Origin of the sequence: Arsenophonus endosymbiont of Crataerina pallida, assembly GCF_964020125.1 — a bacterium.
GTDB classification, from domain to species: Bacteria; Pseudomonadota; Gammaproteobacteria; order Enterobacterales; family Enterobacteriaceae; genus Arsenophonus; species Arsenophonus nilaparvatae.
Map to the genome: position 1 here is coordinate 2004788 of NZ_OZ026540.1, position 11158 is coordinate 2015945.

Consider the following 11158-nt stretch of genomic DNA (forward strand, 5'->3'; position numbering starts at 1 on the left):
TTTTTCCCCTGGTGTTGGCCAGCCTAGCGCTGGTCTTTTTTATTTCCTTTTCATCGCTTCCAGCAATAAATCCTGAATTTCTCGTTTTGAGTTGCGGCGTTTCATAACCACTTCATCGAGTGTATCTTTAGCGACGATATGGTGAATAAAGACAGGGCGATTGTGTCCCGCTTGCGCTTGACGCGTAGGGCCGATACGTTCGATAATTTGCTGGTACTGCTCTAAATCCCACCAGTGGGAGAAAAAAACCAGAATATTACCGCCGTCCTGTAAATTTAAGCCGTGTCCACAGCTTGCGGGGTGAGCAAAAAGCACTGGAATTTTGCCATTATTCCAGTCGGTAAGGGTTTGTGGGTTAGCGTCTAACATTTTGCCTTTTGGAAAGGCTTTTAATAAACGCTCAAGGTCATGTTTCCAGTGATAAGCAACCAGTACTGGCATCCCTCCGGCTTCATTGACAATACTTTCCAACGCCTGGATTTTGGCATCGTGTATCACTGTCCAGTTGTGATTGTCATCGCTATAAATAGCGCCTGCTGCAATTTGCAAACATTTTATTGTCTTGGCAGCGGCATTTAACGCTTCAATAGCGCTATCGCCTAACTCAAGAAACAGTTCTTTTTCCATCGCCTGATAGTGTGCTCGCGCTTTAGCAGGTAGTTCAACGTTGATAACGTTGTGTATCGGTTCTTCGATATCGAACCAGTCGGCGGCATTAAGGGATAAGGTGACATCACTGAGTGCTGCCTGAATTTGTAGATGAGCAAACCCTAAAGGCTCAAACCTGCTCCACTGTTGCCCAGGGAATTGGATACGGTTAAACCAGCGAGACGTAAATGCACTATGCGTTCTGCCTAAGCGTTCGCCCTGGTCAACAAACCACGTTTGCCCCCATAAGTCCATCAAGCCATTGGGTGAAGGTGTACCGGTCAGATTTACCCAGCGATGAACCGATTTATGCGCGATTTTAGCAAGTGCAGCGGTGCGTTTACCGCCTTTGCGTAGCCGGAATGATTTTAACCGGGTGCTCTCGTCAGCGATAATCGTGCCGAAAGGCCAGCTGTCACCTAGTGTTTCAACCAGCCAGACGAGATTGTCATAATTGACCGTAAATACGCTGGCATGGGTATTTTTGAGTGCTGTCATCCGCGTTTTTGCAGTGCCAATAATGGGCTGCACTTCAATATTACGCAGGTGGCCCCATTTAAGCGCTTCGTCAGGCCAAGTGGATTGGGCTACCCGTAAGGGGCTAATACCAGTGTGGGTTTGGTTTCACTGCCTGATAAATAGAGATTTTCTAATGCCGTCAGGGTTGCTGCTGTTTTACCCATTCCCATCCCCGCCCAGACATTTGAGCGTTTAATATCGAGCAGGTGATTGATAATGAGATTTTGGTAAGGGCGAGGGGTGAAGGTTTTAGCGATTATCTTTTGTTCAGGCGACAATCTGGATAATTTTGTCATGAGTATGTAATCCGTTCCAGTTCTTTTTCATGGGGAGTTTGTCAGCCAAATACTGGTCATAAAGTCGCTGCGCGCCTTTTCTCAGCAAAACAGGGCGATAACTAATGAAACTATTCGCACCATGTGGGCTTATTTCGTTTTGTTTTTCGGTTAAATATTTATCCCGAGCGGTAGCGGCAACACGCCAGCGTAAATTGTTGCCGGACTTACTTTCGTTATAGAGCCAGTTTTTCGCTGCAAGATAATGATTTATCTGTTGACTATTCACGCCGTTAAGCATTTTGCTAAATTGGGTAGGGGTCATGCCTTCTTTAAAGAGATTTTTAAGACAATCGTTTTCGGTTGAAAGACTTTTATTTTCCAGTAATAATTTTTCTTTCTCTTCCTCGGCACGAACGACCATCAGTGCCAGTTCTTTGGCTGTTGGTAGTAATGTTTGAGGTTGTAAAATCCGTCTTTCACATTCAATAAAGTACTGCCTGGCCTGTTTCCCTTTTTCATTGCGCTCAACCATTGATAGCTCTTTCGCCATGTCGAGGGAAATATGATATTCTTTTGCTGGACGGCCTCCATTTGGGGTTTTTGATAAATTTATCAAAAAGTCCTGATGTTCAATAAAACCATATTGTTGAATGCGATCTTTTATCCAATTAGCAAACTCCTGCTTACTTTCCAAAAACGCATGTAAATCACGGGCATTAACCGTTTGAATTAACCCGCCATTGATGTTTTTTGTTTCGATGTTGATTAAATTTGACATAAAGGATATTCCTCAATATTTAAATTGATGAAAGATTGCCCCTTAGCAAGGGGCGTTAAGATTAATTAGTGGCGTTCTAAGAAATGGGTCAACTCACCTTCGTACCACTGATCGGTGCGTGCGGTGATTATCCCGATTTGTTGATGGTGGAAGTGATCAAAAAGCTGTTTTATTTCCGCTAAAACGGTATCGATATTTTCACGCTTACGTAAAAGTCGTTTGATAACCTGTTTTTCAGCCTCATTGATAATCTGGCGTAGTGATTCTGTGATGTAGTAAATACGTCTGCATTCGTCAGCCATTAACGGGATATGATGCTCTACCTGAAAATGTTCCGGTGACGGTGTGCCCGTCACTTCGCGCAAAGCCAGCCACACCGCATTACTCCACGAACGCTCAAACCGAAAGCCATTTGTCATACACTAGACTAAATGTGTTAGATTGCGCGTATCTGAATGAGTGAAACGCTCTACGGCTTTCGTTTGGGGTTGGGGGGGAAAGCTGGAGGTTTGATTAATGGCTTGTTTATCGAGGATATCTAGCACCCATTTTCTGAATTCTTTTGCTATATGTGTACGGGCAAACATAGCGATTAGGTGTGCACCTCTTAGAGAAAAGATGCGAACTGGCATTCTAACCGTTCCCGTTTTTCTAACGACGCCCAAATTGACCGTCGTTGTCATACATTCGGAAAACTCATCTTTATTGCGATTGAAAATTTTTGTTACTGCATCCGTTTCTGTATATTCCAGTGCTCTAGCAAGTTCAGCAGAAGTAAACCAAATTTCTCTGTTATGGGAAATAGTTTCAAGAACAGTATTACGGAAAATTAAAGTAGTCATAGTAATGATTTCCTTGTTATTTAAGGATAATCACCACCAAAGAGTTTGCAGGCTCTTAATATGGCGGTGAACTGAACAGGGCTGCAAAAACCGGCTAACAAGGATCCCGGCGAGCCTTACGGCTCCCCCATCCAGCCCACCATTGATTCTTGATATGGCAGACTGACGCATAAAAAAACACGCTGTCGGCGTGCTGTGCGCCTTGTTAGTTACGGCAGGTTTGCAGACCTGGCACCTGATTTTGCAGATGCAAATAAACTATAGCGCATGATTTCTTCTTTCGTCAATAAGTTAATTTTTAACTGATAGCGGGTAAAATGCTGCTTAAATCGTGACTGTCCAGTACGATGACTTGATGGCCAAGGGCAAAAAGCCGGGCGTGTTCGCGCAATTGATAGGGGGTAGGCTTTTCGCCCGGTGCTTTGCACTCCACAAAAATAATCTTGCCATTGGGGAGTGCAACTAATCGGTCAGGTACACCTCGTCGCCCAGGCGAAACAAACTTATAGGCAATGCCGCCGATTTTTCGTACTTCACTGACCAAATGTTTTTCAATGCTCTCTTCCCTGATTAACCGCATGAATACATCCTTTTAATATTCTCCCATTTTATTTGCATCAGGCAAAAATCGGCGCGGTGTTCACTCCAGATACGATTATTGCGATTGCGCGCCAGTCGGTTTGCCTGTGACCATGCGCGCGCGGCTTCATGGTACTGGCCGGACTGTTCAAGGTGTACCGCATCCTGTGCTGCCTTGAAATAAAGTGGGCTGTCGTTTTTTTTAAAGGCCATGATATTTATTTTATCCTGTGTGTTATTTATTCTTTTCGATAGCGATAAATCTCAAAACCCGCTGCGCTAAGCGGTAAATCAAAAGCCCATTTAGGCTTGGCACTTAACAGTGCGCTTAACCCCTCGGCTGAAAACTCTGGGGTATCGGGCGCTTCGCTGATAATTTCATCATGGACGGTTAAGACAATCTCATAACCCGCCTTTTCAATAGACGGCATGTTACAGGCTAATACATCCCGTGCAGTGCTCTGACATATATTTTCAGTAATTTTCCCCCCGTAGGTTTTTAACCGTTCCCATTTTCGGCTGTAGGGATTAGTCCCCATGTAGCTAATTTGTCCATTCTCTATTCGCGCAGAAGGGTAACAAAGACTCCGTCCTGATGGTAAACAAATCCTGAGCCAGCCTTTATCGCGACGAACGCTAAGTTTACGGCACTTAAACACTATCCCCGGTGACTGAATGGCCTGTTTTACCGCATCTTCAATGTCGTACCAAAAGGATACGGTTTGCGGATGGGCATTGCGCCACATGCGCTTAAGGGAATCGCAGGTAACAAAGACTTTTTCGCTGAGACCATACGTTTTATCTGTTTCAACGGATTTTTGATACCAGCTTATTGCCTCTCGTTTAACGTTAGGGGGAATGTTAGGTAATGCGGCTTCCGTCAGCTCATCTAAATCCAGACCGTAGGCGAGGGCAAATGTCAGAAATGCCGCAACGCCTCCGCCATAGCCTAAGCCGAGTTCCATTACCTTACCAATTTGTCGTTGAGCTTTAGTGATGTTCTCAGGTAAAAAATTAAATGCGCGCGCATCGGCGAGTTTATAGAGGTCATCGCCTTTGCCGTTATCAAATTCGCTAAAAGCGTTGACTTTCCAGTTTTCCCCTGCTAGCCATGTTAGCATGCGGCCTTCAATATTTGATAAATCGGAGATAACCAGTTTTTTACCGGGTGGCGCGACAATACATCCTCTAAGCGCAGAACTGGTCAGTTGCATAATGTCATCACAAATCAGCTCGGCGCATCCAGCTTTTAACGCTTCAATCCCGTCATTAATGGTGTTTGGGTCAAGCGTGGGTCTGGGGAGATTATCCGGCTGAAAAATACGCCCCGCCCATCGTCCGGTGCGTGAAGCGCCACAAAATTGCTTGGTTCCTCGAAGTCGTCCATCTGTGCTTACCGATTTTAACAATGCTTTGTATTTACTGGTGCTGGTTGTACACGATTGCAAACGGACTGACAGCAGTTCGCGTAAAGCAGGGGGGATGTTCGGGTCGTTAATGCGGCGCTGTAGCGTGCTGGCTTGCATATCCGGTAATGTGATGCCAAATGCTGAAACGATGTGTTGTAAGAGAGCATCGCGTTGTGTTGCGTTTTGCACGGCATTATCTGTTAATTGCTGAGTGACGGTTGATAACCGTTTTTGCTCGTTTTCAACGGCAGTCAAGGCGCTTTTCGCCAGTTCAACATCCATGCACATCCCACGGCGATTAATCTTTTGGTCTAACTGCCATAATTGGGTTTCGTCCACACTCATATTCCAACCCGGTAAATGTTGATAAATCTCGCGCATGGCTAAAATATCAGAACCTGCGTATTGCTTAAAACGTTGCCATTCCTCTGCGTGAGTTAACGCCGTGGCGCGTTGTATTTTGCTATTTTTAGGACGCGGTTTGCAAAATAGCTGTATGAGCGCTTTACCTTCTTTATCTTTGGCGTTATCGCTATTGACGTTGAAGATATCGCAAAGCGAACCAAGTGCGCCAGGTAAGCCATGTGCCAGTGCTTGCACCAAGGTATCGTGAACGCGGGATAAGGGTAGGTCAATATTTAACACCTGTTTTAAAATTACCGTATCAAACATGCCGCCGTTGTGCAAGACGGTTAAAATCGCAGGGGCATCAAGATAAGCTTTTAAATCTGTGGGCATCGTTTTATCTTGCGTTACATCCCAGACCTTGACAGAGCCGTGATTGTACGCATACGCAAAAAGTAATATTTCTGCATTTTCAGCGTATCGATGCGTGCCACAATTAATCGGAATATCGCTATAGGTTTCTAAATCGCAAAATAGTAAATTTTGCATGTAAAAATTCCTCAATAATGAAATTGATGAAAGATTTTGCAGATTGAACCCTAAACCCGTTATACTTACCAAAATAGGAGGATTTTTCTTATGGGTCAGGTTGCATTTGATACATTAAAATTTGTTGAAACGTTAGAAAAAGAAGGCTTGCCTAAAAATCAGGCTAAAGCTATATCTCTGGCTGTGCGTGAATCACATGAAGCGGTTGATGTAGCAACCAAAAGAGATTTAGACGATGTTCGTAGAGATATGGTTGTACGTTTTGAAAAAAACGAAGCTCAAATTGCTGATGTCCATAAAAACTTATCAGCTGAGATTGCTGATGTCCGTAAGGATATTGCTCAGATAGATAAGCGCCTGGATTTTTCAGAAAAACGTTTTGATAGATTAGAACAAAAATTTGATCGCCTGCAATGGTTTTTATTGGCGGGTATTCTTGGTTTACTATTTAAAGAAGTACTTCCTAAATTATGGGGCGGTTAATTTTCTCAATATGCCAGCAATAAGCGTGTTGATTGCTTAAATGTTTCTTTTAAGGGAGTCAACGTCTTGAGCAATGCTGTGTAATAAAACTGCGATTTTCTCGCTGATAATTACTGCAATCCTGATTTTTTCAATAAAAACACCTTGTATTTCTATATGTTTAGTCTTGATTGTTGATATTTTGCGTAAGCCATAAATTGCTGTTTTCAGCTCCTCAATATTTTTTAATACTGAATCGATAGAGGCTTCTTCTCCAGTAAGATAATTCATCCTTTACTCCTTGATTGAGCCTTTAACATTTACATAGCCCACCATTTTACCGATGGCTTTTTGCCAGTCGCTTATTCTCTTTCCTCAGGTACTGGTTTTCTTCTGCTATTAGCTGAACCATATTGATTAATGTTTTAGTTTCTTCATCAGCATAAACGGGTTGCGCCAGGTTAAGTAGATAATAGCTATTATTGATGGGATTAGTGAGCGCAATGGTTTCACCAATATTATTTAATTTCATTTTTAACTCTCCTTGGGTTATTTACACTTTACATATCAAATTTCCCTTACGCTAACTAGAGTAAAAATTACTCATATTTTTAATCGATGCCTTATTATTTAACCACTTAAGGCGGCAGTGGTTCTCTGATTTAACTTGCCAATAATTCCTCTTCCTCAGCCATGCTCAGGTCGTCAAACTCGTCAACAGAGGCCACGCTTCCACCGCTAAAGGCATCGCCATCCCGGAAAAACTGAACCCCTCTTAAGGAGGCTGAAACCCCTTTACCATTATTGTCATAGGCATAAAATTCAATGGTGGCGTTAACGTAACAGACAGAGTAGGGACGACCGTCCTGTGCGGTGAGTGGTGTACGATTTACGTCAATGACTAACGGACGATCTTTATTACTGGCGGTGATGTACAGGTTTCCGGCATAGCCATCGTATTCTTTATTGTCGCCATCGCGGAAGCAAAAACGGTTGTTGGAGTGGCAGATGCTGTTATAAATTTTTTCTACCTCTTTGGCTCCCCATTTTTCCTTAATGACCGCCTTAATCCCCGTTTTGATTTCTTCAATCAGGTCAGTACGGCTTTTGGCGATAAGGAAATTGGCACGGTATTTGAACTCTCCTTGACCACTGACTTGCGTAGGTTCAAATAATTCAGGAAAAGCCAGACGTACGTTGTTTAATTTAATTTTCATCACGTTACCTTTTAATTAGATGGATTTATCAGCGAGTGCCGCTTCGGTCACATCGTCAAAGTCGTTTAAGGGATTAATAACAAGGGCAGGGCGAGGGTCAGATTCCGGTGCGATGACGGGTTTCCCGTCTGCTCGCTCAATAAGTGCTTCCAGTTTTGCCCAGCGACTCGGTTTGTCTTTTTTAAGTAGTTTCTCAGCCTGTGGCGGACTGATAATTTTCTTGTGGTAGATTTGTTCCTGTTTAAGTTTGGCGGCTTTTAACAGCGTTTCGGCTTCACGTTCATCACACCAGGTGCGATTACCCTGTTTGCCGGTAACCAGTTTAAAGCCCGGTACCGATTGCCCGTTGTGTAATGCCTCAGCGACCCGACTTCGCAGGGCTTTACAAAAACTCTCTATCAAATCAACATGCTGGTAGAGTGTTGCCATTTGCTCAGGGGTAAGTAACGTAATGCGTTTTGGCGCATCACTTAATTGAGGTGCTAAAGGCTGGGTTAAATCGACAAAATCGCTTCTGACTTCATTATGGACAAATTGCGCCTGGGCAAAACACAATCCGCCTTTTGCTTTGCAGAACTGGCATTGCCTGATGCCCGGTGAAAAGGCACTATCCGGTAGCGCATCAAGCCCGTTGCGCTCGGCAAGGGTTACCATCTCCATGGCTTTTTGCGCCCTCAATCTGGCTAAGTCCCCAAAGTCTTTTAAGTCCTCAACCGATAGCGCCCATTCGGACAGATGGTTAAGTCTGGGCTGATGAATAAAAAGACGAACCGTGTTAAAATCATAAATAAGGTCAAACTGATGTAACGCCCCTAGCGCATAGAGCATAAGTTGCGCATTTTGCCTGGCATCGACTTTAACGCCTTTACCGTATTTCAGGTCATGGATTTGTAACTCATCCTCGCTGACAATAATCGCATCGGCGGTACCAAACGAATTCTCTACGTCAATGACGGCTGAAAAGTCAACTCGCTCCTCAACCTGTAAGATTTTCCCGTCCGCAAGCCTCCAGACGGTATCGATATAGGTCTGGACGTGCTCAATCATCTCTTCATCCACTTGTGGCGAATTAGCTTTCAACAAGGGATACGTGCCGATATAGTCTTTCGCATCAAATCCAGATGTTCGTCTACGCCCGTCACTAAACGGGTTTTGGCGCATTTTTAAGATACTTTCCGCTAAGGCATACGCTGCGCGACCTTCTTCCGCAAACGGCGATGTTTTATCGGGTAAGGTGGCTTCTACTGCGAGACTGGCGCTACAATAAAGCCATCGATGCGCTGAGGAGGGGGAAAGTTTTGCATGTTCAGCCATCGCTACCCTCGGCGTTATCATCGGCTAAAACGCGTTGGGCTTTCTCGATAAACTGAACCAGATTGTCATCGGTAACGTCACCCGTTTTTTTAGCGTTGAATGAGGCGAGGATATCCACCGCTTCATTGCGATATCCGCCTTTGACCAGTTGAGTAATGCAGGCCGAAGCCTCACTGCGAAGTGCCTTAAAATCAATCGGTTTGACTTCTGCTGGGGTAGGCAATTCACGCAGTAATGACAAGGCAAATTCGCGACGATCGGTAATGCCAAAGAGATTATCCCAGTTAGCCAGTATTTTTAGGCATACGTCGAAGGTTTTGGCTTTAGGAAGAAATGTCACTTTAGGTAACCCGTTTAAGGCGCAATAAAGTGCATCAATTTGCCCGGTAACACTATCTGCTTTTTCGGACGCAAAAGTCGCTTTGGCTTTAGCGATTTGCGTATTGTCAGGTTTAAGCGCTTTATCCCCAAACAAGACAGACAGGGCGACCACGTGACGCAAATCAAGTGATTCAATATCCACCGGTTCGGGCTTAGGCGCTACTTCAGGCGCTTCAATAATCGGCTCAATTGGTTTAACGGCTTTAGCAGGTTTCGTTTCTACCTTGGGGGTTTGAACCTTTTTCTCGGCGACAACGGGGGCTGTTTACCACCCAAGATACCGCCGTACTGGATAGTACGAAAGCGGATGATATCGCTTCTGTTTTGAAAAAAGCGAAATATCAACGGGTCTTTACACAATATTCTTCATCAACCCCCTATGCAGCAGCCTCTGCTTTTGGACGGGCGTTTTCAGTGAATTTCAACGGCAATAACACCACGATCACCCTCAAATTCAAACAGGAACCAGGTGTTAAAGCGGAGACGTTGACTACGTCACAGGCGAATACGCTGGCGGCCAAAAACTGCAACGTGTTTGTCAATTACGATAACGACACCGCCATTATACAAGAAGGCGTGATGGCCAATGGTGATTTTTTCGATGAACGCCATGGGCTGGACTGGTTGCAAAACTTTGTGCAAACCAATCTGTATAATCTTTTGTATACCAGCCCCACCAAAGTCCCTCAAACGGAGCAAGGCAGCACGCAGCTTCTGACCAATGTTGAGCAATCGTTAGCGCAGGTGGTCACTAATGGGCTACTGGCACCGGGGGTATGGAACGGTGGCAGTATAGGTCAATTAACAAGCGGGGATACGCTCACCAAAGGATATTACGTTTATATTCAACCGCTGGCAGAGCAGGCGCAATCTGAGCGCGAAAAACGCAAGGCGCCGCCGATTCAGGTTGCCTGTAAGTTAGCGGGTGCCGTGCATTTCGCGGATGTCTTAATCACCATTGTTCGATAAGGAGAGAAAATGGCCGCTTATAGTTTTGCTGATGTTTCCGCCACGCTAACCGGCCCCACGGGGGTGATAGATTTGGGCTCTGGCTCGGCGAACTCTGAAGAAGGAATAGTGGTGACAATGACCGAAGCCAAAAACACCATGACCATTGGTGCTGATGGTGAAGGGATGCATACCCGACATGGCGGAAAATCCGGCACCGTTACGGTCAGTCTGATTAAAGCCTCACCGGTTAACAAAAAACTGATGATCGCCTATAACGCGCAAAGCGTGTCATCTACCCTTTGGGGTAATAACGTGATTGTGATCCGTAATCCGGTATCTGGCGATATGATCACCGCGCGCAGTTGTGCGTTTCAAAAAATACCGGATTTGCAAAATGCAAAAAAGGTGAATGTTTTAGCCTGGGTCTTTGACTGCATTAAGATCGACGCCTTATTAGGAGAATTCTAGTGGAAATTGAAATTAACGGTCATGAATATCGAAGTCAAAAACTCAATGTGTTTGACCAGCTTAAGGTGACGCGAAAGTTATTGCCGGTGTTATCCGGTTTAACGGGTGAACTGCAAAAATTACAGCAAGGGGAAATGCCAATGGCAGCGGTGTTACCCATTATGGCAAATTCCATTGCCCAAATGAGCGATGAAGACTGTAACGCGATTTTGCACCCTTGTTTAGCCGTGGTTTCACGCAAAAATGCCAAGGCATGGACGCCGATTTTTCGCCAGGGCGAATTGATGTTTGATGATATTGACTTAAAAACCCTGCTTGAGATTGTGGCGCAGGTGATTGGAGATTCCCTCGGTAATTTTTTTCACGCACCCCAAGGCGACGAGACAGCCAGCCTCCTGTCGCAGGATTAACCCTGGAT

The 11158-nt window shown here is 44.8% G+C and carries 14 protein-coding genes and 2 pseudogenes; 4 read left to right on the forward strand and 12 right to left on the reverse strand.

The window, feature by feature from the left end; translation table 11 throughout:
- Positions 1-39 precede the first annotated feature (39 nt).
- From AACL31_RS10710 to AACL31_RS10740, 7 genes and pseudogenes are all read right to left on the reverse strand, one after another.
- Positions 40-1463: pseudogene (locus AACL31_RS10710) on the reverse strand (SNF2-related protein).
- Entirely contained in the window at positions 1435-2223 is a 789-nt protein-coding gene (locus tag AACL31_RS10715; protein WP_339053106.1) for an antA/AntB antirepressor family protein, read from the reverse strand. The pseudogene AACL31_RS10710 and the gene AACL31_RS10715 overlap by 29 nt, the downstream one beginning before the upstream one ends.
- Positions 2224-2288: 65 nt before the next feature.
- On the reverse strand, positions 2289-2642 hold the full coding sequence (locus tag AACL31_RS10720; RefSeq protein WP_310513115.1) for a hypothetical protein: 354 nt from the start codon (positions 2640-2642) through the stop codon (positions 2289-2291).
- Between the two features lie 3 nt (positions 2643-2645).
- Complete coding sequence (locus AACL31_RS10725; protein ID WP_310513116.1) at positions 2646-3065, reverse strand: BRO-N domain-containing protein; 420 nt, start codon at positions 3063-3065, stop codon at positions 2646-2648.
- Between the two features lie 298 nt (positions 3066-3363).
- Positions 3364-3645 carry a VRR-NUC domain-containing protein gene (locus tag AACL31_RS10730; RefSeq protein WP_310513117.1) on the reverse strand — a complete coding sequence of 94 codons (282 nt, stop codon included), beginning with the start codon at positions 3643-3645 and terminating at the stop codon, positions 3364-3366.
- Positions 3636-3857, reverse strand: a complete 222-nt coding sequence (locus tag AACL31_RS10735) for an ANR family transcriptional regulator (protein WP_310513118.1) — start codon at positions 3855-3857, stop codon at positions 3636-3638. The genes AACL31_RS10730 and AACL31_RS10735 overlap by 10 nt, the downstream gene beginning before the upstream one ends.
- A gap of 26 nt (positions 3858-3883) precedes the next feature.
- On the reverse strand, positions 3884-5947 hold the full coding sequence (locus AACL31_RS10740; protein ID WP_339053107.1) for a DNA polymerase I: 2064 nt from the start codon (positions 5945-5947) through the stop codon (positions 3884-3886).
- 90 nt (positions 5948-6037) lie between these two features.
- Here AACL31_RS10740 and AACL31_RS10745 point away from each other — a divergent pair, with 90 nt between their 5' ends.
- Positions 6038-6430, forward strand: coding sequence for a DUF1640 domain-containing protein (locus AACL31_RS10745; protein ID WP_339053108.1), 393 nt, complete (start codon positions 6038-6040; stop codon positions 6428-6430).
- Between the two features lie 36 nt (positions 6431-6466).
- Here AACL31_RS10745 and AACL31_RS10750 read toward each other — a convergent pair whose 3' ends face one another.
- The 5 genes from AACL31_RS10750 to AACL31_RS10770 all read right to left on the reverse strand — a co-directional run bounded on the left by AACL31_RS10750 (position 6467) and on the right by AACL31_RS10770 (position 9463).
- Positions 6467-6700 (reverse strand): hypothetical protein, encoded by a 234-nt coding sequence (locus AACL31_RS10750; protein ID WP_339053109.1) that lies wholly within the window; start codon positions 6698-6700, stop codon positions 6467-6469.
- Positions 6701-6746: 46 nt separating this feature from the next.
- A complete protein-coding gene (locus AACL31_RS10755) occupies positions 6747-6941 on the reverse strand; it encodes a hypothetical protein (RefSeq protein ID WP_339053110.1) in 195 nt (64 codons plus the stop codon).
- A gap of 130 nt (positions 6942-7071) precedes the next feature.
- The gene (locus AACL31_RS10760) at positions 7072-7626 is read right to left on the reverse strand and encodes a DUF2815 family protein (protein ID WP_339053111.1); all 555 of its coding nucleotides are present in this window, start codon (positions 7624-7626) and stop codon (positions 7072-7074) included.
- Between the two features lie 15 nt (positions 7627-7641).
- On the reverse strand, positions 7642-8940 hold the full coding sequence (locus AACL31_RS10765) for a DUF2800 domain-containing protein (protein WP_339053112.1): 1299 nt from the start codon (positions 8938-8940) through the stop codon (positions 7642-7644).
- Positions 8933-9463 carry a hypothetical protein gene (locus tag AACL31_RS10770; RefSeq protein ID WP_339053113.1) on the reverse strand — a complete coding sequence of 177 codons (531 nt, stop codon included), beginning with the start codon at positions 9461-9463 and terminating at the stop codon, positions 8933-8935. Before AACL31_RS10770 ends, AACL31_RS10765 begins: the two co-directional genes overlap by 8 nt.
- A 161-nt stretch (positions 9464-9624) precedes the next feature.
- Between AACL31_RS10770 and AACL31_RS10775 the strand changes: the two are divergent.
- The 3 genes and pseudogenes from AACL31_RS10775 to AACL31_RS10785 all read left to right on the forward strand — a co-directional run.
- Positions 9625-10290: pseudogene (locus AACL31_RS10775) on the forward strand (DUF3383 family protein); the annotation flags it as partial.
- Between the two features lie 9 nt (positions 10291-10299).
- Positions 10300-10740 carry a phage structural protein gene (locus AACL31_RS10780; RefSeq protein WP_339053114.1) on the forward strand — a complete coding sequence of 147 codons (441 nt, stop codon included), beginning with the start codon at positions 10300-10302 and terminating at the stop codon, positions 10738-10740.
- Complete coding sequence (locus AACL31_RS10785; RefSeq protein WP_339053115.1) at positions 10740-11150, forward strand: phage tail assembly chaperone; 411 nt, start codon at positions 10740-10742, stop codon at positions 11148-11150. Before AACL31_RS10780 ends, AACL31_RS10785 begins: the two co-directional genes overlap by 1 nt.
- Positions 11151-11158: the final 8 nt, after the last annotated feature.